Source organism: Streptococcus mitis (assembly GCF_946188685.1).
Classification (GTDB): domain Bacteria; phylum Bacillota; class Bacilli; order Lactobacillales; family Streptococcaceae; genus Streptococcus; species Streptococcus mitis_CC.
Map to the genome: position 1 here is coordinate 137,772 of NZ_CAMHWH010000001.1, position 21,855 is coordinate 159,626.

Below are 21,855 nucleotides of genomic sequence, written 5' to 3' on the forward strand. Positions count from 1 at the left end.
GATTCCTATCTTATTTCACAACGATATTAACGAGTTTGTTAGGTACACTAATCACTTTCACGATTTCCTTACCGTCAATTTCTGCTTTGACTTTTTCGTCAGCCAGAGCAATTTCTTGCAATTCTTCGCGTGATAGGTCTTTAGCGACCATGAGTTTAGCACGGACTTTACCTTTGATTTGGACAACGATTTCGATTTCGTCTTCAACCAATTTACTTTCGTCCCATGTTGGCCAAGCCACGTAAGAGATTGATTCACCTGTTGCTGCTACTGTTTGCCAGAGTTCTTCTGCCAAGTGAGGTGCAAATGGAGCAATCAATTGGATAAAGCCTTTGGCGTAGTCCACATAGAGCTTATCTTCCTTGTTAGCGGCGTTGACAAAGACCATAAGTTGGGCAATGGCTGTATTGAATTTCATAGACTCAATTTGCTCTGTGACAGCTTTAACGGTTTCATTGTAGACTTTGTCAAGAGCGCCATTGTTTTCCGCAACAATTTCCTTACTTGTAATCAAACGGTAAACACGGTCAAGGAACTTACGGCTTCCTTCCAGACCTTCTTCTGACCAAGCGATGGAAGCATCAAGTGGCCCCATGAACATTTCATAGACACGAAGGGTATCGGCACCGTATTGTTCCACTACGTCATCTGGGTTAACAACGTTCTTGAGAGATTTGGACATCTTGGCTGGTGCTTGCTCCAACTCTTCTCCTGTTTCCACATGGAAGAAGGAACCATCACGTTTTTCAACCTTGTCAGTTGCCACAAGCGCACCACGGTGGTCACGGTAGCTTGTTCCCAAAATCATTCCTTGGTTAAAGAGTTTTTGGAATGGCTCTTTCGTTGGAACAACACCGAGGTCATAAAGGAATTTGTGCCAGAAGCGGGCATAAAGCAAGTGAAGTACAGCATGCTCTGCACCACCCACGTAGATATCTACTGGCAACCATTGTTTGAGGAGGTCCTCATCAGCTAATTTCTCAGTATTATGTGGGTCAATATAGCGGAGGTAGTACCAGCTTGAACCAGCCCATTGTGGCATGGTGTTGGTTTCACGACGCCCCTTGACACCATCTTCACGAGTCACTTCAAGCCAGTCTGTCAAGTTAGCTAGCGGACTTTCTCCAGTACCTGAAGGACGGATGTCCTTGGTTACAGGCAAGACAAGTGGCAATTCATTTTCAGGAACAGCTGTTGAAGTTCCATCTTCCCAATGAATGATTGGAATTGGCTCACCCCAATAACGTTGACGACTGAAGAGCCAGTCGCGGAGACGGTAAGTCACCTTCTCTTGCCCACAATCTTTTTCTTCCAACCAAGCCACAATCTTAGCAATTGCGTCTTCTTTATTCAATCCATCTAGGAAGTCTGAATTGACATGAAGTCCATCTTCTGTGTATGCAGCTTCTGCTACGTTTCCACCTTCAAGTACTTCTACGATTGGAAGGTCAAATTGTTTGGCAAATTCCCAGTCACGTTGGTCATGGGCAGGCACGGCCATGACAGCACCTGTTCCATAGCTAGCAAGAACATAGTCCGCAATCCAGATTGGAATTTCCTTGCCATTGACAGGGTTGATGGCATAAGCACCGGTCCAAACTCCTGTTTTTTCCTTGGCAAGGTCTGTACGAGCCAAGTCTGATTTCAGACTAGCTTGGTGTTTGTAGTCTGCTACAGCCTCTGCTTGCTCCGGACTTGTGATAGCGTCAACCAAATCATGCTCAGGAGCCAAGACAGTGAAAGTCGCACCGAAAAGGGTGTCCGGACGAGTGGTAAAAACTGTGAATTCCTTGTCTGTTCCCTTAACTTTGAATGTTACATTGGCACCAGTTGATTTACCAATCCAGTTGCGTTGCATGTCCTTGATAGACTCTGGCCAATCAAGTTCATCCAAGTCATTGAGCAAGCGCTCTGCATATGCCGTGATTTTGAGCATCCATTGGCGCATTGGTTTGCGAACAACTGGATAGCCTCCACGCTCAGAAGTTCCGTCAGGAAGAACTTCTTCGTTGGCAATGGCTGTTCCCAACTCTTCAACCCAGTTTACTGGCACTTCCGCTTCATAGGCCAAACCTTTTTCGTAAAGCTTAGTGAAGATCCATTGCGTCCACTTGTAGTAGTTTGGATCTGTTGTGTTGACTTCACGATCCCAGTCATAAGAAAATCCAAGCGCATTGATTTGACGTTTGAAGTTGGCAATATTTTCCGCTGTAAATTCTGCTGGGTCATTACCTGTATCCATAGCATATTGCTCTGCAGGCAAACCAAAAGCATCCCAACCCATTGGGTGAAGGACATTGTAGCCTTGCGCACGTTTGTAACGGCTGAGAATATCAGTTGCGGTGTAACCTTCCGGGTGCCCTACGTGCAGACCCGCTCCAGATGGATAAGGGAACATATCAAGAGCATAAAACTTCGGTTTTGATGCATCTGTCCCTGTCTTAAATGTATGATGTTCTGCCCAGTAGCCCTGCCACTTAGGCTCAATTTCTTTATGATTGTAAAAACTCATGGTCTCTCTCCAATTTTGTGATGTTACTATTATACCATTTTTGAGGGAATTTGGTCTCGTTCTATTCTATACTTTTCTATTTTACCTTGCTCTAGAATTTTTAAACTGCTATACTTATAACAGAAAACCCTTCCAAGGAGGTAGCGGATGTCTCATTCCTTTAAAAAATCTCTCCAAAAAGAAATTCTCCATAGAAGCTCTATTGCAGCCTTTGTGACCTCACTCTTACTACTCATTTTACTTTTTGGTTTTTCCTATGTTTTACAAAAGCAGCAACTCTCCAAAGATACGAGACAGATTGTAAAACAGGTTCAAGAAATGAAAGAAGCAAATAATGAGCTCCTGACTACCATGAACCATAAAATGATTCCTGGATTTTTGGATGGCAAACACACAGAGAGAGAGGTCTTTAGCTTATTTTACGAGACAAAAGCTAAATTAAAACTTAGTTCTGACCTCATTATTCTAAGTGATACAGGTGAATTACTATTTAGTACCAATCGCAATCATCAAGAAAGTATTTTATCTCCCTACTATCTAAAACTGCTCATTCAAAATCCTTCTCAAGAAAAAGTTACAGAAAAAATTGCACTCTCTTCAGATAAGCAACATTACACACTCTTTATCAAACCACTACTTCAAAACCAACGAGTTAAGGCCTATACTATTGCTTTCGTAAATGAGAATGATTTCATCTCAAGTTTCCCAATGATCAATTCCAAATACATCATTACCGATAGCTTTGGAAATATGTTTTCCAACAATACAAATCAATTTACTCGTTCCACTCTTGAAAAATTTGATGAGAAACTCCTACACTCTCGCACCCACTGGTATGCGAATGAACCGCTTATTGTTCAAAAAGAAAAAGTCGGTGCTATTTTTTCAATCTATACTTTTCAATCCTTTTTTCCCATTCCTAGCTTACTTGGTCTAGCCTCCATTCTCACCTTATGTATATTCTTCCTCTATTTCTGGCAAGCAAGGCGAATTGCTCATAAGATTGCCACACACAATGCTGTTCCTATTGAAAGTTTGGTTTACCAACTTCAAGAAATTCCTAAACAAGCAGAAAAAAGGCTTTCTCTACAAACAGGTGATGAGTTTGAGTTTATGGCCGAAAAAATCAACAATATGTTGTACGAATTAGATCAACTTCACCAGAAAATGTTGACCATAGAAAAAGAAAAGTGGATTTTTGAAAGAAAAATGCTAGAAGCTCAGTTCAATCCTCATTTTCTCTACAATACACTTGAGACGATTAAAATCACTTCTTTAATGGATGCCGCTCTCACACAAGACCTGATTCAAAACCTCACGCGCATTCTTCGCTACAGTATCACCGATTTAGAAAAAGAAACAACCATTTGTCAGGATTTAAAGATTATAGAGGATTACCTTATGATTCATAAGATTCGTTTTGAGCACTTTTCTTATGATATTGTCTGTCCAGAAACTGTCGATAATCAGCCTATCCCTAAGCTTTTCTTGCTTCCTCTAGTAGAAAATGCTATAAAATATGGGATGCAATACCGTATTGATCTTCATATTGATATCCAAATTACCTTGGAAGAAGATTCTCTGACTTTTTTAGTCAAGGATAATGCCGGAGGGCTCACAAAACAAGAGCGACTCGCTATTTTAGACTCTTTAGAAAGCCCTCATACCCAGCATGGTATCGTTAACAGCTACAAACGATTGAGCAATTTCTTTTCTGATGTCCAGCTAGATTTAGGAGTCAATCGCCATGGAGAAACTTGGGTCAAATTTGTAACGAAAGGACTAACTCATGTTTAAGCTCATCATCGTAGAAGATGAACACCTCATTCGAAAATGGCTAGAGATTGCCGTAGATTACTCTGCCTTAGGTATCCAAGTCGTAGGAACTGCCAGTCACGGTCAAGAGGGTATGAAACTCATCCAAGAAAAAGAACCTCATATTGTCTTAACAGACATCACCATGCCAATTATGGATGCTTTTATGATGTTTGAAGCCACTCGTACTCTCCCCTATGAAAAAGTTATCTTATCAGGTTATAACGATTTTCAAAATGCCAAAAAAGCCATGCAATATGGCGCGGTAGATTTCTTATCCAAACCAATTGATACCAAGGAATTGACAGAATGTCTTCAAAAAATTGTTTTGCGATTACGAGTTAGCACTTATCAAGAAACTCCTTTTTTAGAAGAATATCAAACTTTACTCACCTCTATCCAACAAGTCGATACACAAAACCAAATCATTCAGCAAATTCTTGAATTTGTTCATCAACACTACTGCATGCACTTTACCATTTCTACCATTGCAGAGAATCTAGGGTATAGCGAAAGTTATCTATATAAGGTTATCAAAGAAGATTTCCCAATGACGCTAAATGAATATATCTTACGCTACCGCCTCAAGCAAGCTATAGATAAAATGGCTGAATCCCCTAATTCTCCCTTAAGCGATATCTCTGAACAAGTTGGATTTTCAGACTATAAATATTTTGCCAAAGTTTTTAAAAAGTATCTCCATATTTCTCCAAAAGAATTAAAACTCATGGATAAAAACCATTGATGTAAAAGGATTGCTCAACTCTACTGTAGCAATCTTTTTATTTTATACTTCTCATCGAAATCCCAGCTACAGTTTACCCATCCTTGCTCGAGACACCCATTTCCTATTTCTCGTTTTAGATTTCTTTAAGGTTTTTATTATATCCTGTAGAACTCTACAATTTAAAAACATTAATAATCTAAGTAGAGAAAATGTTCGTAAAAAGGAGATACTTATGAAAAAAATACTATTCTTTCTCTCTTGTAGCTGGATATTCCTTTCTTTATCAGGATGTTCTTCACCTATAGAAGCTGAAACTAGCGCTGAAAAAGATTCAGATAACACTTTGGTTGTCTACTCGCCTAACCCTGAAGACCTTATCGAAGAAACAATCCCAGCCTTCGAAGAAAAATATGGTATTAAGGTTGACTTAGTACAAGCCAGCACTGGTGAATTGTTCAAAAAAGCTGAGGCTGAAAAAGAATCGCCTGTAGCCGATGTCATTTTCGGAGGCTCCTACGCCCTCTTCTCTTCTAACGAAAATCTTTTTGAACCTTATATTTCTCAAGAGAACGACCAGATAATCCCTGAATATCAAAATAAAACTGGATTCTACACGCCTTATACACTTGATGTCAGTGTCATCATTGCCAATTCAGCTCTTACAAAAGATATTAAAATTGAAGGCTACAATGATCTACTCAATCCTAAATTAAAAGGTAAAATTGCTACTGCTGATCCAAGTAATGCTTCTAGCGCCTTTGCTCAATTAACAAACATGCTTATTGATCAAGGTGGATACGAAAATGAACAAGCTTGGACCTATGTGAAAAATCTATTTACCCTAGTAGATGGAAAAATTGCATCTAGCTCTTCAAATGTTTACAAAGCCGTCGCAGATGGAGAAATGGCTGTAGGGCTCACCTATGAAGACCCTGCCTTAAAACTTTTAAATGACGGAGTTGATGTAAAAGTCATTTATCCAAAAGAAGGAACCGTCTTTTTACCTGGTAACGCGGCTATCGTTAAAAATGCCAAACACATGGAAAACGCCAAGAAGTTTATCGATTTTCTCCTTTCTCAAGAAATTCAAGATAAGCTAGGAACTGAAACAACAATTAGACCCATTCGTAAAAATGCTAAAACCAATAAAAATATGAAGGCTATGACAGAAATCAATATTGCCACTGAAGATTCAGATTATGTCATTAAAAACAAATCCGCCATTCTTAAAAAGTACAATGACATTTTTACAGATATCCAATCTAAAAAATAATATTTGACTTTCCAATGATTAACTGTCAAACCCTACTATAAAATCAAAAGATTACTTCCGTTTTTGTAGAGAATTTTACTCTAATAGAATAGAATTATCAGTTTTAAAAACGCTTACATTGTTTTACAATAAACTTAAATAACACAACGGAGGTATCCATCATGAAAAAGAAATGGATGTATTATGCTGCTTGCGGACTAGCCCTTTTTGGTCTTGCTGCTTGTTCTTCTAATGAATCTGCCGATGGCGGTTCATCTGATAAAGGAGACGGCGGTTCGCTAGTCGTTTATTCACCAAACTCAGAGGGCTTAATCGGAGCAACTATTCCTGCCTTTGAAGAAAAATATGGTATCAAAGTAGAACTGATTCAAGCTGGTACTGGAGAACTTTTCAAAAAACTAGAGTCAGAAAAAGAAGCTCCTGTAGCCGATGTCATCTTTGGTGGTTCTTATACACAATATGCTACCCACGGAGAGCTCTTTGAAAACTATACTTCAAAAGAAAATGATAATGTTATCAAAGAATATCAAAACACAACTGGCTACTCTACGCCTTATACACTGGATGGTAGTGTTTTAATCGTCAATCCTGATTTAACGAAAGGCATGAACATCGAAGGATATAGCGACCTTCTCAAACCTGAACTAAAAGGAAAAATTGCAACTGCTGACCCAGCAAACTCTTCTAGCGCCTTTGCTCAATTAACAAATATGCTACAAGCTCAAGGTGGTTACAAAGACGATAAAGCTTGGTCTTATGTAAAAGATCTCTTCACACTTATTGATGGTAAAATCGGTTCAAGTTCATCTGGTGTCTATAAAGCAGTTGCTGACGGAGAAATGGCTGTTGGTCTCTCTTATGAAGATCCAGCAGTTAAACTCTTAAATGACGGAGCTAACATCAAGGTAGTCTATCCAAAAGAAGGAACAGTCTTCCTACCTGCTAGTGCTGCTATCGTTAAAAAAGCGAAAAATATGGAAAATGCCAAGAAATTTATCGATTTTATTATCTCTCAAGAAGTACAAGATACACTTGGTACAACCACTACTAACCGTCCTGTTCGTAAAAATGCTAAAACGAGCGAAAATATGAAACCAATTGACAAAATCAAAACACTCACTGAAGATTATGATTATGTCATCAAGAATAAATCAGATATCGTTAAGAAATACAACGAAGTCTTTACAGATATCCAATCTAAACAGTAAAAGAGGTTCACTATGAGTGAGATCAAAATTATTAACGCAAAAAAAATCTATCACGATGTCCCTGTTATTGAGAATTTGAACATTACAATTCCAAAAGGAAGTCTCTTTACCCTTCTTGGGCCTTCAGGGTGTGGGAAAACGACCCTTCTTCGTATGATTGCAGGTTTCAACAGTATCGAAGGTGGAGAATTTTACTTCGATGATACAAAAATCAATAATATGGAACCCAGCAAACGCAATATAGGGATGGTTTTTCAAAACTACGCTATTTTCCCACATTTGACTGTTCGAGATAATGTTGCTTTTGGTCTCAAGCAAAAGAAAGTCCCTAAAGAAGAATTGGTCCAACAGACCAATAAGTATCTTGAACTCATGCAAATTGCTCAATATGCGGATCGAAAGCCCGATAAACTTAGTGGTGGACAACAACAACGTGTCGCCTTGGCACGCGCCTTAGCTGTTAATCCAAGTGTTCTCCTCATGGACGAGCCGCTCAGTAACCTAGATGCCAAACTTCGCTTGGATATGCGTCAAGCCATTCGAGAAATCCAACACGAAGTGGGAATTACAACTGTTTATGTGACCCACGACCAAGAAGAAGCTATGGCTATTTCAGACCAAATTGCTGTTATGAAAGATGGGGTGATTCAACAAATCGGCCGACCAAAAGAACTCTATCATAAACCAGCTAATGAGTTTGTAGCAACCTTTATCGGACGCACAAATATTATCCCTGCCAATCTCGAAAAACGGAGCGACGGCGCTTATATCGTCTTTTCAGATGGCTATGCCCTTCGAATGCCAGCTCTTGATCAGGCTGAGGCACAAGCTATTCATGTAAGTATTCGTCCTGAAGAATTCATTAAAGATGAATCTGGAGATATTGAAGGAATTATTAGCGATAGCGTCTATCTTGGACTGAATACTGAATACTTCATCGAAACAGGATTTGCCTCAAAAATTCAAGTTAGCGAAGAATCAACTTTTGAAGAAGATCTACAAAAAGGCGATCGTATTCGTCTACGAATCAATACTCAAAAATTAAACGTCTTTTCTGCAGATGGTTCCCAAAACCTGATAAAAGGAGTCAACCATGGAACGTAAAAAACTAAATATTTGGACAGCCTCCTCTTTCTTCATCTTTCTTACCTATCTTGTCTTTCTCGTTTATCCTATCGTTACCGTGCTCAAGCAAGCACTCATACATGAAGGACAATTCTCACTAGCTAATTTTGTCACTTTCTTTAGTAAAGCCTACTACTCTGAGACACTTGTCAACAGTTTCAAGGTTTCCATTACCGCTACTGTCACTTCCTTAGTTGTAGGAACCCTATTAGCTTATCTCTTTTCCATGTATGACTTCAAGGGAAAGAAATTTCTACAAATATTGATTATCATTGCTTCCATGTCAGCTCCTTTCGTGGGAGCCTACTCCTGGATTCTCTTGCTGGGACGAAATGGGGTCATCACAAAATTCATGACAAATACTCTTCATCTTCCAGCTATTGATATTTATGGATTCAAAGGAATTGTACTTGTCTTTACACTGCAACTATTCCCACTGGTATTTCTATACGTTGCTGGGACAATGAAAAGTATTGACAATTCTCTACTTGAAGCTGCTGAAAGCATGGGTTCCTTCGGATTTAAGCGTATCGTAACGGTTGTTTTGCCTCTCCTAGTTCCAACCTTACTAGCAGCTGCCCTACTTGTATTTATGAGAGCATTCTCAGACTTTGGAACGCCTATGTTGATTGGTGAAGGATATCGGACTTTCCCGGTCTTGATTTATACCCAATTCATTAGCGAGGTTGGAGGAAATTCTGCTTTTGCATCTGCTTTAGCAATTATGGCGATTATCATTGCCTTAGCAATTTTCCTTATCCAAAAATACATTTCAAATCGCTACAGTTTCAGTATGAATTCGCTCCATCCAATTGAGCCTAAAAAAACTACAAAAGGAAAAATGGCTGCCATTTATGCGACAGTCTACGGAATTATCTTGTTCTCTGTTCTACCTCAAGTCTACTTGATTTATACTTCTTTCCTAAAAACATCAGGTATGGTATTTGTCAAAGGCTATTCTCTAAACAGTTACAAGGTAGCTTTCAATCGTATGGGATCTGCTATTTTCAATACTATTCGTATCCCTTTGATTGCCTTAGTTCTAGTTGTCCTATTCGCAACATTTATCTCCTACCTAGCCGTTAGAAAACGGAATTTGTTTACAAACTTAATTGACAGCCTCAGTATGGTACCTTATATTGTACCAGGAACCGTTCTAGGGATTGCCTTCATTTCTTCTTTCAATACCGGTCTATTTGGAAGTGGATTTCTTATGATTACAGGGACAGCTTTCATCTTAATTATGTCCCTATCTGTCAGAAGATTACCGTATACTATTCGCTCATCTGTTGCTAGCTTACAACAAATAGCCCCAAGTATTGAAGAAGCTGCTGAAAGCTTAGGAAGTAGCCGTCTCAATACCTTTGCCAAGATTACAACTCCAATGATGCTATCTGGTATTATTTCTGGAGCCATCCTATCTTGGGTCACAATGATTTCAGAACTCTCTACTTCTATCCTCCTCTACAATGTCAAAACAAGAACAATGACTGTAGCTATTTATACAGAGGTTCTCAGAGGGAATTACGGTGTAGCCGCAGCCTTGTCAACTATCCTGACTGTTCTAACAGTAGGTTCCTTGCTCTTGTTTATGAAAATCTCTAAAAGCAATAGTATTACACTTTAGTTTTCCCCATCAAAAACAGCCGAAAGGACTAACCTCGGCTGTTTTTTCTTATCTTGATATTCCTATCAAATCCCTATTTCATAGCAAGCAAGTCTAGACTGATTTAATAGAGGCTTCCTCCATCTTCTCACGTCCTAGTTCTCGGTAACTACGGTCGCCGACAACTTCTACGCTAAACTGGCCGTCCTCATATTCAAGTATCGTCACGCTACCATTATCTAGACCATGCGGATGCATACCATTAATTAGATAAACAATGGTTCCAATAGTCATTCCGTGGCTGACAACGAGGGCATTGCCCCCACCCTGCTCTTCCATTTCTTTGGCAATCGCTTCAAAGCCTTCCTTAATTCGGCCACTGAGTTTTTCCCAGCCTTCAGCCCAACCAGCTGTATCGACCTCTACCAAACCCTCAGCCAGTTCAGCATAAGACAATTGGTGAACGTGGTCCACATTAAAGATACGAGGAATAATGCCCATGAAAAGATCACCATCATAAGCTCCGTCAAAACTACCGAAACACCATTCTCTGATACGCTTGTCCATGCGATAAGGGATTTTTCCCTGCAAGCCAAGTTCATCAAGGATAATTCCCATTGTCTGAATGGTGCGCCCAGAATCACTCGAATAAGCACGCTCAAACTGTAGACCAGATTCGCGCAAACCGATTCCTAATTCTTGAATCCCTCGTTCACCTTCAGCTGTTAAGGGAGTATCGCTCCAACCTTGCGCGCGACCAATCGTGTTAAACATAGTCTTGCCATGACGTACCAAATACAATCGTACTTTTACCATTTTCCGTCCTCCGTTTGCTTCTATTATATCATGGATGATAAAACAAAAGCCACCCAGACAGGCGACTTTTGCAGGAGATTATTATGAAAAAGTTTAGGAGTTCTATTAAATAAAGATATTAGATGAAAATCAAATTCAAACTAAATCAGTGTTATCTGTTTCAAATAATATTAGGAGGTCTTTATTTAATGATTATAGTATACACAGCCAACCTTAAATAGAACTTAAAATTTCTCCTATTTTCTTAATTTTTAAAACTATGAATTGGTGCTGGGATTTGTCCCCCACGAGAAATGAAATCGACAGACGAAGCCCCATTGACCTTCATAACAGGTGCAGTTCCTAATAGGCCACCAAACTCAATCATATCTCCTTCTTTTCCTTTTGGAATGATACGAACAGCCGTTGTCTTCATGTTAATGACACCAATTGCAGCCTCATCCGCAATCATAGCTGCAATGGTTTCAGCAGGAGTATCTTCTGGGATGGCAATCATATCCAAACCAACGGAACAGATAGCCGTCATAGCTTCTAGTTTTTCCAAATTAAGAGAGCCATTTTGCACTGCAGCAATCATTCCTTCATCCTCTGAAACAGGGATAAAGGCACCAGACAAACCACCAACTTGGTTGCAAGCCATAACTCCGCCCTTCTTAACTTGGTCGTTCAAGAGAGCCAAGGCAGCCGTCGTTCCATGCGTACCAACTGTCTCTAGCCCCATTTCCTCAAGGACACGTGCCACAGAGTCTCCAACTGCAGGTGTTGGTGCCAAACTCAAGTCCACAATACCAAACTCCACACCCAGTCTCTCACTGGCCATTTGACCAACCAATTGACCGATACGAGTGATTTTAAAGGCAGTTTTCTTGACTGTTTCTGCTACTACATCAAAGCTCTGTCCACGAACTTTTTCCAAGGCACGTTTCACCACACCAGGACCAGAAACTCCGACATTGATGATAACATCTGCCTCCCCAACACCATGGAAGGCACCCGCCATAAATGGATTGTCCTCAACAGCATTAGCGAATACAACCAACTTAGCTGCCCCCATATCAGATAGAGTTGCCGTTTCCTTGATAACTCGTCCCATATCTGCGACAGCCGTCATATTGATACCAGACTTGGTTGAGCCTATATTGACTGACGAGCAGACCTTATCCGTTTCAGCCAAAGCACGAGGAATAGAATTGATAAGAATCTCATCTCCCTTTTGATAACCCTTTTGTACCAAGGCTGAAAAACCACCAATAAAGTCCACACCAATCTCTTTCGCAGCCTTATCAAGTGCTTTTGCCAGAACCACATAGTCTGTCGCATCTGTCGCCGCCCCAATCAGAGAAATAGGAGTCACCGATACACGCTTATTAACGATTGGAATCCCCAACTCAGCCGCAATTTCATCGCCAACAGCCACTAAATTAGCTGCCTTGGTCCTAATCTTTTGATAAATTTTCTCCGCAGCACGATTGATATCCGGATCGATACAGTCCAATAGGGAAATCCCCATGGTAATAGTTCTGATATCGAAGTTTTGCTCCTCAATCATGGAGATGGTTTCAGTAACTTGTCTAATATCCATGATAACCTCCTAGATATTATACATAGCTTCGAAAATCGCTGCACTCTGAATGTTGATTTTCACATTCAAAATTTGCCCAAAAGCTTCAAATTCATTACGAAGACGTGTAAAATCTTGCTTTTCATCACTAGAGACGACAGCCATCATCGTGAAATATTCATCCAAGACAGTTTGAGAGATATCATCAATATTCAAACCCAATTCTGCTATTTTACCAGAAACACCTGCAACAATTCCAGATTTATCTTTACCAACAACAGTTATAATCGCTTTCATAAGCAAACTCCAATTCTTCTTTTAATAGGAAACCTGAACATTAAACAGGATTCTTTTCAAATAGTATAGCATAATTCTAACTAAAATACTCAAAAACGCCTGCTTACGAAGTTGTTCTTAAGAAAAAAACAATTTCGTAAACAAGCGTCTACTATCCCAACTTATGATGAGTGTTCCCGCTAGGACCGAAATCCTAGCGGTAGACCAGAGCTAGACTAAGAGCACAAGACTCCATCATCATAACACTCAACAAAATTGATGATTTTATACTAATTCGATGATCGCCATTGGCGCTGCATCACCACGACGTGGTTCAGTTTTAAGGATACGAGTGTATCCACCGTTACGTTCAGCATAACGAGGTGCAATTTCTGAGAACAATTTTTGAAGTGCTGTAGTAGAAGTGTACTTATCAGTTGCTTCATCATAGTTTTCAGATGCGATTTCATTACGTACGAAAGCAGCTGCTTGACGACGTGCATGCAAATCACCACGTTTACCTAGAGTAATCATTTTTTCAACAGTTTTACGGATTTCTTTAGCACGAGCTTCAGTTGTCACGATTGATTCGTTGATCAAAAGGTCAGTTGTCAAATCGCGAAGCATTGCTTTACGTTGTGAGCTAGTGCGTCCTAGTTTACGGTAAGCCATGTATTCCTCCTTTATTTATCTTTTAATCCAAGACCCAAATCAATGAGTTTGAGTTTCACTTCTTCCAAACTCTTGCGTCCAAGATTTCGTACTTTCATCATCTCTGCTTCAGATTTTTCTGTCAAATCATGCACAGTATTGATACCGGCACGTTTCAAACAGTTGTATGAACGCACAGACAAGTCCAGTTCCTCAATCGTACGATCCAAAATACGGTCGTCAGATTCAGTATCAGCTTCTTTCATCACTTCAGTTGACTTAGCAATCTCAGTAAGATTTGTAAACAAATCAAGATGTTCTGTCAAAATACGTGCTGAAAGCCCTAAAGCATCTTCTGGAATAATTGTTCCATTTGTCAAGATTTCAAGGGTTAATTTGTCAAATCCATCATTGCTACCTACACGAGCAGGTTCCACTTGATAGTTGACTTTTGTAACTGGTGTATAAATAGAATCTACAGCAAGTGTTCCAACTGGTGCATTATCTTTTTTATTTTCATCAGCAGGTACATATCCACGACCACTGTTAACAGTCATAGTCGCTTTTAGAGAAGAACCTTCACCGATTGTAAAGAGATAATGATCTGGATTTACAATTTCAATATCGCTATCTGTCAAAATGTCACCAGCTGTTACTTCAGCAGGACCTTCAACATCCAGTTCGATGATTTTTTCGTCTTCAACGTACGATTTCACTGCAATTCCTTTAATGTTCAGAATGATTTGCATCACGTCTTCACGAACACCTGGAACTGTGTCAAACTCATGTAACACACCATCAATATTGATAGATGTCACAGCTGCTCCTGGTAGAGAAGCTAGAAGTACACGACGAAGAGAGTTACCAAGAGTTGTACCGTAGCCACGTTCAAGTGGTTCGATTACAAACTTGCCATAATCTTTATTTTCATCAATTTTTGTTATATTTGGTTTTTCAAACTCGATCATTTAGTTACTCCCTCTTAAACGAAAAGCAGTGTAATGCGATGATTATACACGGCGACGTTTTGGAGGACGAGCACCATTGTGTGGCACTGGAGTCACATCACGAATTGCTGTTACTTCAAGACCAGCGGCAGCAAGCGCACGAATAGCTGACTCACGACCAGAACCTGGACCTTTTACAGTAACTTCAACTGATTTAAGACCGTGTTCTTGTGCAGATTTAGCAGCAGCTTCAGAAGCCATTTGAGCAGCGAATGGTGTAGATTTACGAGAACCTTTGAAACCAAGAGCACCAGCTGATGACCAAGCAATTGCATTACCATGCACATCAGTAATCATAACAATAGTGTTATTAAATGTAGCGTGAATATGAGCAATACCAGATTCGATATTCTTTTTCACACGACGTTTACGTGTTGGTTTAGCCAAGACTTTTACCTCCTATATTATTTTTTCTTACCAGCAATCGCAACAGCTTTACCTTTACGAGTGCGAGCGTTGTTTTTAGTGTTTTGTCCACGGACAGGAAGTCCACGACGGTGACGGATACCACGGTATGAACCGATTTCCATCAAACGTTTGATGTTCAAGTTTACTTCACGACGAAGGTCACCTTCAACTTTGATTGCATCCACTTCACGACGGATAGCATCTTCTTGATCTGATGTAAGATCACGTACACGAACATCTTCTGAAATTCCAGCAGCAGCCAAAATTTTCTTAGATGTTGCAAGTCCGATACCATAAACATAAGTCAATGAGATTACTACGCGTTTGTCATTTGGAATGTCAACTCCAGCAATACGAGCCATGTTTTCTCCTTTCTATCTTATCCTTGACGTTGTTTGTGTTTTGGATTTGCTGGGCAAATTACCATAACACGACCATTACGACGAATAACTTTACAGTATTCGCAAATTGGTTTGACCGATGGTCTTACTTTCATTTCTTATCCCTCCAAGTTTTTCGATTATTTAAAGCGGTAAGTGATACGTCCACGTGTCAAGTCATATGGACTCATTTCGACAGTAACACGATCTCCCGCTAAAATACGAATATAGTTTTTACGAATTTTACCAGAAACTGTTGCTAAAATCTGATGTCCATTTTCAAGTTCAACCGTAAACATTGCATTCGGCATTGTATCAACTACTTTGCCTTCAACTTCAATCACATCGTCTTTTGCCACGCAAAAGCACCTCCATAAATTTCGATTCGATGCCTCTAGACACAGAGACAACAATTATAAGTCAGACTATTTCAGTATAACATTTGTAGCGGATTTTTGCAAGTGTGAAAAACGCTTTATTTCAAATTTGTCAATACTTTTTCGATATCTGAGAAGACATCATTGATATCTTGGTTACCTTCGATGTCATGAACCAAACCTTTGGCACGGTAGTGAGCAATGATTGGTTCCCCTTGAGCAATATTCACATCCAAACGACGTTTTACTGTCTCAGGCTTATCATCTTCACGTTGGTAGTAATCTTCTTCTTTATAGTCAACTGGTGGGTTAAAGACCTTGTGGAAAGTTTCTCCAGTTACGCGGTGGATGATACGGCCACTCAAACGTTCCAAGAGGCTGTCAGGGTTCACTTCAATATTGATAACACCTTCTAGTTCAATGCCAAGTTCAGCCAATGTTTTGTCCAAGGCATGAGCTTGTTCAATTGTACGTGGGTAACCATCCAACAAGAATCCTGTTTCTTTAATATCATCTTGTGAAAGACGTTCTTTTACGATCCCATTTGTAACTTCGTCAGGAACCAATTCACCCTTGTCAATGTATGACTTGGCAAGAACACCCATTTCAGTTTGATTTGCCATAGCAGCGCGGAACATATCACCTGTTGAGATATGTGCAACATGGAATTGTTCTACGATTTTTGCTGCTTGAGTTCCCTTACCTGCACCAGGTAAGCCCATAATCAAAAGATTCATGATTTGATCTCCTTATTTTATTTTTAAATAGAAGCAAAAAATCTTTTCACCCCTATTTAAAAACAAAATAGAAGAGGGGAGACCAAACTCTCACAAATGTCAGAGTTTAAACCTCCACTCCCTCAGCATTTACTGATTCCGTAAATACTTTTATTCTGTTCTGTCCATGAAACCAACATACTTACGTTTCAATAGGTAGCCTTCCAATTGTTTGATTCCTTCAATACCTGTAGAGATAATGATCAAAAGACTGGTTCCTCCAAAAGCAACTGCTTCTGAAAGTCCGAAAACATCTTTTGCTACAATCGGTAAAATAGAAATCACACCAAGGAAGAGAGAACCAACAGTTGCAAGACGACGAAGAAGTTTAGACATATATTCTTCTGTACCTTTACCAGGACGAACTCCGTGGATATAGGCACCGCTCTTTTGTAGGTTTTCTGCCGCTTTTTCAGGATTAATCTGTACAAACGTATAGAAGAATGTAAAGAGAATAATCAATAAAGCATACATAGCAATACCAGTTGGTGAAGTTGTTGCCAGCATTTCTTGTGCTGTTCTTACCCAAGCCCAATCATGACCTGTAGCGCTCAAAAACTGAAGAATAGCCGCAGGCGCTGCAGTAATCGAACTTGCAAAGATAACAGGGATAACTCCAGCAGGGTTTACCTTCAAAGGAAGGTAAGAGCTAGATGGAGCACCTTGTGCAACCTTAGTATATTGGATTGGAATTTTGTATTCTGCTTGTTGAACATAAGTTGTAAAATAAATGATCAACAATACAGTAATAATCAAAATGATTACGAAAATGATAGATGAGTTGATACGGCTACTTGGGACGTTCACAAAGTAGTCTACATAGATGCCCTGAATCATCTCTGGAATTGATGCAACAATCCCGGCAAAGATAATCATAGAAACACCATTTCCGTATCCCTTATCTGTAATTTGCTCTCCCAACCAAGTCACAATCATACTACCAGCTGTTAAGATGATACCAATCATGATAAAGACTTGTGGTGTAAGAGCTGTTTTCAACAATTGAGCTCCAGCCAAAGTATTAAAACCAGCTGTAATCCCGATAGATTGCACAAAAGCGAGAACTAGAGCAATATAACGAGTAGCTTGATTTAATTTTCTTCGACCTACTTCCCCTTGTTTACCCCACTCTACAAATTTGGGTAAAATATCCATTTGCAAGAGTTGGACAACGATAGAGGCCGTAATGTAGGGGCTAACACCAAGAGCAAAAACTGAGAAGTTTTTCATGGCATTTCCTGACACCAAGCTCAACATGTTTAAGAAGGATAATCCACTTAAAGCATTCAAGCTATTGGCATTCACACCAGGAACTGTAATGCTAGTTCCGATACGAAAGACCAAAACGATAAAAATTGTAAATAAAATTTTTGATCGAACCTGCTTGACTTTAAGAGCTTCTCTTAATAATTTAAAAAACATAGGTCACCTCTCTTAGATGACTTCTACTGAACCACCTTTAGCAGTGATAGCTTCTTCAGCTGATTTAGAGAATTTAGCTGCTTTCACAGTCAATTTCTTAGTCAACTCACCGTTACCAAGAATTTTAATACCTGATTTTTCAGCTTTAACAATTCCTGCTTCGATAAGAACAACTGGAGTAACTTCAGCACCATCTTCAAAGACGTTCAATTGGTCAAGGTTCACAATTGCGTATTCTTTAGCGTTGATGTTAGTGAATCCACGTTTTGGAAGACGACGGAACAATGGAGTTTGTCCACCTTCAAAACCAAGGCGAACTCCGCCACCGCTACGAGCTTTTTGACCTTTTTGACCACGACCAGATGTTTTACCGTTACCTGATGAAGTACCACGGCCAACGCGGTTACGTACTTTACGAGAACCTTCTGCAGGTTTCAATTCATGAAGTTTCATTTTTATTTTCTCCTCTTTTGTAAAATGCTAGCGCCGATAAGGGAGAAAAGGTTGTCTCCCCCATCAACTCGCCTATACGACGTCATCATAGATGACTATATCTAGTTTTAGGGGATGGTATAGTGCACATCCCCTAAAAATTCATTAGTTTACTTCTTCAACTGTTACCAAGTGAGATACTGCTGTGATCATACCACGGATAGCAGCGTTATCTTCTTTAATAACAGAGCTGTTCAATTTGCCAAGTCCAAGTGCTACAACAGTTTTACGTTGTGATGGAATGCGTCCGATTGGAGACTTAGTCAAAGTAATTTTAATTTGAGCCATTTTATCCCCTTTCTTATGCCAAATCAGAAACTGAAATACCACGAAGGGCAGCAACTTCTTCAGCGCGTTTCAATTGTTTCAAACCTTCAACAGTTGCACGAACAATGTTGATTGGAGTGTTAGAACCAAGTGATTTAGATGTAATATCTGCCACACCTGCCAATTCCACAACGGCACGAACTGCACCACCAGCGGCAACTCCAGAACCTTCTACAGCAGGTTTCAACAATACTTTAGCTCCACCGAATTCTGAAAGAACTTCGTGTGGGATTGTTGTTCCAACCATAGGAACTTCGATCAAGTTTTTCTTAGCATCATCTACTGCTTTACGGATTGCTTCTGGAACTTCTTGAGCTTTACCAGTACCAAATCCTACGCGACCGTTGTGGTCACCAACAACAACAAGAGCTGCGAAACGAAGACGACGTCCACCTTTAACAACTTTTGTAACACGGTTGACAGCAACTACGCGTTCTTCTAATTCAACTGCATTGTCTTTAAATGCCATTTTCTAGTGTCCTCCTATTAGAATTTCAATCCGTTTTCACGAGCTGCATCAGCCAAAGCTTTCACACGTCCGTGATATAGATATCCACCGCGGTCGAACACCACTTCTGAAATACCTTTAGCGTTTGCACGTTCTGCAACGAGTTTACCGACAGCAACGGCTTGTTCAGTTTTAGTTCCTTTTGAAACTTCTTTATCAAGAGTTGAAGCACTTGCGAGCGTTACACCCGCTACGTCATCAATCACTTGAGCGTAGATGCCTGTATTAGAACGGAATACGTTCAAACGTGGGCGATCAGCAGTTCCAGAGAGTTTTCCGCGAACGCGACGGTGGCGTTTTTGGCGGAGTTTGTTTTTATCTGGTTTTGAAATCACAGTTTTCACCTCTTTAGTTTTAAATCGTGTGCTATGCACAAAGTTGGAAAATAGGTTGGTGGTTGAGAATCAACCACTCAACATTATTTACCTGTTTTACCTTCTTTACGACGAACGAATTCACCAACGTAACGGATACCTTTACCTTTATATGGTTCTGGTGAACGAAGGCTACGTACGTAAGCAGCTGTTTGACCAACTACTTCTTTTGAAATTCCGCTAACAACGATTGTTGTTGGGTTTGGAAGTTCAAAAGTAATTCCTTCTGGAGCTTCAACTTCGTCTGGATGAGATTTACCAACAGCCAAAACAAGTTTAGATCCTTGAAGTTGTGCACGGTAACCAACCCCGCGCATTTCAAGTTCTTTCTTGAATCCTTCTGATACACCAACAACCATGTTGTTCAAAAGGGCACGAGTAGTTCCGTGGATAGTTTTCATTTCTTTTGAATCGTTTGGACGGTGAAGAGTTACTTCAGTACCTTCCACACGGATTTCAATATCTTTTGAGAACTCACGAGTAAGTTCTCCTTTAGGTCCTTTTACAGTTACAACGTTGTCATTGTTAGTGATTTCAACACCAGCAGGCAACACGATAACTTTATTACCAATACGTGACATGTTTTTAATTCTCCTGTTAAATTGTCAGGCCAGAACGGCCAGTTTTCACGGGGGCTAAATCGATTTCTCGATTTAAAGGAACATTTAGGTTTCAATTTCAAAGTGAATCTAGGCATCGTCTCGCAGGCATAACTTTGCGTTAGGCAAGAGATGATAACGAAGAGTCACAAAGAAATTGGGAGCTAAATATTACCAAACGTAAGCGATAACTTCTCCACCAACATTCTTTTGGCGTGCTTCTTTATCAGTAAGCAAACCTTCAGAAGTTGAAAGGATAGCAATTCCAAGTCCGTTAAGAACTTTTGGAAGGTCTTCACGTTTTTTGTAGACACGAAGTCCTGGTTTAGAAACACGTTTCAAGTTAGTGATAACTTTTTCACCGTTTGGTCCGTATTTAAGGAATACACGGATGATGCCTTGTTTGTCATCTTCGATGATTTCAACGTTTTTTACAAAACCTTCGCGTTTAAGGATTTCAGCAATACCTTTTTTGATGTTTGATGCAGGTACTTCAAGTACTTCGTGTTTAGCTTGGTTAGCGTTACGAATACGAGTTAGGAAGTCTGCGATTGGGTCAGTCATAACCATTTTGTTTTTCTCCTCTTACTAGTAGTTTGCAAGTTGCACTTGCTAGTTAATACATGATACAAAGAGCGTAACAGCAAGAGCAAAAATAGGCAATTTGATTCAGGAGCGATGCTCCAAAGAAAATTGGTCTTTTTTGCCAAAGCTGTAGCTCGTGTTCAAATTGGCAAGCCCAACTGAACCCGGGCTAAACTCTGTGTGAAAAAGATAAACTTTCCTAGAAACTTCAGTTTCTTCGTCAAGTTTCCTATTTTCACTTAGAGTTTTGACGCTCTTGATATCTTAAATTACCAAGATGCTTTTGTTACACCAGGGATTTGTCCTTTGTAAGCTAATTCACGGAAGCAAACACGGCAAAGTTTAAATTTGCGGTAAACTGAATGTGGACGACCACATTTTTCACAACGAGTATAAGCTTGAGTAGAGAACTTCGCTGGACGTTTGTTCTTAGCAATCATTGATTTTTTAGCCATTAGATTTACCTCCTATATTATTTTGCAAAAGGCATTCCAAGGCCTGTAAGCAATGCACGTGACTCTTCGTCAGTGTTAGCAGTTGTTACGATAACGATGTCAAGACCACGAGTTTTGTCAACGTCATCGAAGTTGATTTCTGGGAAGATCAATTGTTCCTTCACACCAAGTGTGTAGTTTCCGCGTCCATCAAATGATTTTGTTGGAACACCGTGGAAGTCACGTACACGTGGAAGTGAAACTGAAACCAATTTATCCAAGAATTCGTACATACGTTCACCACGAAGGGTAACTTTTGCACCGATCGCAACACCTTCACGAAGACGGAAGCCGGCGATTGATTTTTTAGCTTTAGTGATAAGTGGTTTTTGACCTGAGATAAGTGCCAATTCTTCAGCAGCTTTTTCAAGGCTTTTAGCGTTTGATACAGCTTCACCAACACCCATGTTCAAAACGATCTTATCTACTTTAGGCACAGCCATCACTGATGAGTAGTTGAATTGTTCTGTCAAAGCAGGAACTACTTCATTAAGATATTTTTCTTTTAAACGATTTGCCATTATACTTCTCCTTTC

General features: G+C 39.8%; 26 protein-coding genes. 6 read left to right on the forward strand and 20 right to left on the reverse strand.

Annotation, left to right across the window (positions count from 1 at the left end; all coding sequences use genetic code 11):
* Positions 1 to 10: 10 nt before the first annotated feature.
* Entirely contained in the window at positions 11 to 2,512 is a 2,502-nt protein-coding gene (gene leuS / locus N8N51_RS00615) for a leucine--tRNA ligase (protein ID WP_203179870.1), read from the reverse strand.
* A 147-nt stretch (positions 2,513 to 2,659) separates the two neighbouring features.
* On the opposite strand from leuS, the gene N8N51_RS00620 reads away from it, so the two are divergent.
* From N8N51_RS00620 to N8N51_RS00645, 6 genes are all read left to right on the forward strand, one after another.
* Positions 2,660 to 4,309, forward strand: coding sequence for a sensor histidine kinase (locus tag N8N51_RS00620; RefSeq protein ID WP_203179871.1), 1,650 nt, complete (start codon positions 2,660 to 2,662; stop codon positions 4,307 to 4,309).
* On the forward strand, positions 4,302 to 5,072 hold the full coding sequence (locus N8N51_RS00625; protein ID WP_203179872.1) for a response regulator transcription factor: 771 nt from the start codon (positions 4,302 to 4,304) through the stop codon (positions 5,070 to 5,072). The genes N8N51_RS00620 and N8N51_RS00625 overlap by 8 nt, the downstream gene beginning before the upstream one ends.
* 214 nt (positions 5,073 to 5,286) lie before the next feature.
* Positions 5,287 to 6,327 carry an ABC transporter substrate-binding protein gene (locus N8N51_RS00630; protein ID WP_203179873.1) on the forward strand — a complete coding sequence of 347 codons (1,041 nt, stop codon included), beginning with the start codon at positions 5,287 to 5,289 and terminating at the stop codon, positions 6,325 to 6,327.
* Between the two features lie 161 nt (positions 6,328 to 6,488).
* Positions 6,489 to 7,535, forward strand: a complete 1,047-nt coding sequence (locus N8N51_RS00635; RefSeq protein WP_000731166.1) for an ABC transporter substrate-binding protein — start codon at positions 6,489 to 6,491, stop codon at positions 7,533 to 7,535.
* A 12-nt stretch (positions 7,536 to 7,547) separates the two neighbouring features.
* On the forward strand, positions 7,548 to 8,639 hold the full coding sequence (locus tag N8N51_RS00640; protein ID WP_001289697.1) for an ABC transporter ATP-binding protein: 1,092 nt from the start codon (positions 7,548 to 7,550) through the stop codon (positions 8,637 to 8,639).
* Entirely contained in the window at positions 8,629 to 10,287 is a 1,659-nt protein-coding gene (locus N8N51_RS00645; protein ID WP_000440018.1) for an ABC transporter permease, read from the forward strand. The genes N8N51_RS00640 and N8N51_RS00645 overlap by 11 nt, the downstream gene beginning before the upstream one ends.
* A gap of 93 nt (positions 10,288 to 10,380) precedes the next feature.
* Here N8N51_RS00645 and N8N51_RS00650 read toward each other — a convergent pair whose 3' ends face one another.
* The 19 genes from N8N51_RS00650 to rplE form a co-directional block, all read right to left on the reverse strand.
* The gene (locus tag N8N51_RS00650; protein ID WP_084888270.1) at positions 10,381 to 11,082 is read right to left on the reverse strand and encodes a histidine phosphatase family protein; all 702 of its coding nucleotides are present in this window, start codon (positions 11,080 to 11,082) and stop codon (positions 10,381 to 10,383) included.
* Positions 11,083 to 11,326: 244 nt separating this feature from the next.
* Complete coding sequence (locus N8N51_RS00655) at positions 11,327 to 12,664, reverse strand: PFL family protein (RefSeq protein ID WP_000354926.1); 1,338 nt, start codon at positions 12,662 to 12,664, stop codon at positions 11,327 to 11,329.
* A gap of 9 nt (positions 12,665 to 12,673) precedes the next feature.
* A complete protein-coding gene (locus N8N51_RS00660) occupies positions 12,674 to 12,940 on the reverse strand; it encodes an ACT domain-containing protein (RefSeq protein ID WP_000644120.1) in 267 nt (88 codons plus the stop codon).
* A gap of 264 nt (positions 12,941 to 13,204) precedes the next feature.
* Entirely contained in the window at positions 13,205 to 13,591 is a 387-nt protein-coding gene (rplQ, locus tag N8N51_RS00665) for a 50S ribosomal protein L17 (RefSeq protein WP_000331493.1), read from the reverse strand.
* Positions 13,592 to 13,602: 11 nt separating this feature from the next.
* Complete coding sequence (locus tag N8N51_RS00670) at positions 13,603 to 14,538, reverse strand: DNA-directed RNA polymerase subunit alpha (protein ID WP_000568988.1); 936 nt, start codon at positions 14,536 to 14,538, stop codon at positions 13,603 to 13,605.
* A gap of 42 nt (positions 14,539 to 14,580) precedes the next feature.
* Positions 14,581 to 14,964, reverse strand: a complete 384-nt coding sequence (rpsK, locus tag N8N51_RS00675; protein WP_001118385.1) for a 30S ribosomal protein S11 — start codon at positions 14,962 to 14,964, stop codon at positions 14,581 to 14,583.
* A 17-nt stretch (positions 14,965 to 14,981) separates the two neighbouring features.
* A complete protein-coding gene (gene rpsM, locus N8N51_RS00680) occupies positions 14,982 to 15,347 on the reverse strand; it encodes a 30S ribosomal protein S13 (protein WP_000090781.1) in 366 nt (121 codons plus the stop codon).
* Positions 15,348 to 15,364: 17 nt separating this feature from the next.
* Positions 15,365 to 15,481, reverse strand: a complete 117-nt coding sequence (gene rpmJ / locus N8N51_RS00685) for a 50S ribosomal protein L36 (protein ID WP_001808836.1) — start codon at positions 15,479 to 15,481, stop codon at positions 15,365 to 15,367.
* Between the two features lie 24 nt (positions 15,482 to 15,505).
* The gene (gene infA, locus N8N51_RS00690) at positions 15,506 to 15,724 is read right to left on the reverse strand and encodes a translation initiation factor IF-1 (protein ID WP_001029883.1); all 219 of its coding nucleotides are present in this window, start codon (positions 15,722 to 15,724) and stop codon (positions 15,506 to 15,508) included.
* 116 nt (positions 15,725 to 15,840) lie between these two features.
* On the reverse strand, positions 15,841 to 16,479 hold the full coding sequence (locus N8N51_RS00695; protein WP_001050436.1) for an adenylate kinase: 639 nt from the start codon (positions 16,477 to 16,479) through the stop codon (positions 15,841 to 15,843).
* A 150-nt stretch (positions 16,480 to 16,629) separates the two neighbouring features.
* Positions 16,630 to 17,940 carry a preprotein translocase subunit SecY gene (gene secY / locus N8N51_RS00700; RefSeq protein ID WP_000465403.1) on the reverse strand — a complete coding sequence of 437 codons (1,311 nt, stop codon included), beginning with the start codon at positions 17,938 to 17,940 and terminating at the stop codon, positions 16,630 to 16,632.
* Between the two features lie 12 nt (positions 17,941 to 17,952).
* A complete protein-coding gene (gene rplO, locus N8N51_RS00705; protein ID WP_000766087.1) occupies positions 17,953 to 18,393 on the reverse strand; it encodes a 50S ribosomal protein L15 in 441 nt (146 codons plus the stop codon).
* A gap of 144 nt (positions 18,394 to 18,537) precedes the next feature.
* Entirely contained in the window at positions 18,538 to 18,720 is a 183-nt protein-coding gene (rpmD, locus tag N8N51_RS00710) for a 50S ribosomal protein L30 (protein WP_000057241.1), read from the reverse strand.
* Between the two features lie 13 nt (positions 18,721 to 18,733).
* Positions 18,734 to 19,228, reverse strand: coding sequence for a 30S ribosomal protein S5 (gene rpsE, locus N8N51_RS00715; RefSeq protein WP_000874202.1), 495 nt, complete (start codon positions 19,226 to 19,228; stop codon positions 18,734 to 18,736).
* A gap of 17 nt (positions 19,229 to 19,245) precedes the next feature.
* A complete protein-coding gene (gene rplR / locus N8N51_RS00720; protein ID WP_000624044.1) occupies positions 19,246 to 19,602 on the reverse strand; it encodes a 50S ribosomal protein L18 in 357 nt (118 codons plus the stop codon).
* Between the two features lie 83 nt (positions 19,603 to 19,685).
* On the reverse strand, positions 19,686 to 20,222 hold the full coding sequence (gene rplF, locus N8N51_RS00725) for a 50S ribosomal protein L6 (protein WP_000086626.1): 537 nt from the start codon (positions 20,220 to 20,222) through the stop codon (positions 19,686 to 19,688).
* Between the two features lie 189 nt (positions 20,223 to 20,411).
* Positions 20,412 to 20,810: a 30S ribosomal protein S8 gene (gene rpsH / locus N8N51_RS00730; RefSeq protein ID WP_000245504.1), complete on the reverse strand. Its 399-nt coding sequence runs from the start codon at positions 20,808 to 20,810 to the stop codon at positions 20,412 to 20,414.
* 284 nt (positions 20,811 to 21,094) lie between these two features.
* Entirely contained in the window at positions 21,095 to 21,280 is a 186-nt protein-coding gene (locus N8N51_RS00735) for a type Z 30S ribosomal protein S14 (protein ID WP_001085697.1), read from the reverse strand.
* A gap of 17 nt (positions 21,281 to 21,297) precedes the next feature.
* Positions 21,298 to 21,840, reverse strand: a complete 543-nt coding sequence (gene rplE / locus N8N51_RS00740) for a 50S ribosomal protein L5 (protein WP_000013542.1) — start codon at positions 21,838 to 21,840, stop codon at positions 21,298 to 21,300.
* Positions 21,841 to 21,855: the final 15 nt, after the last annotated feature.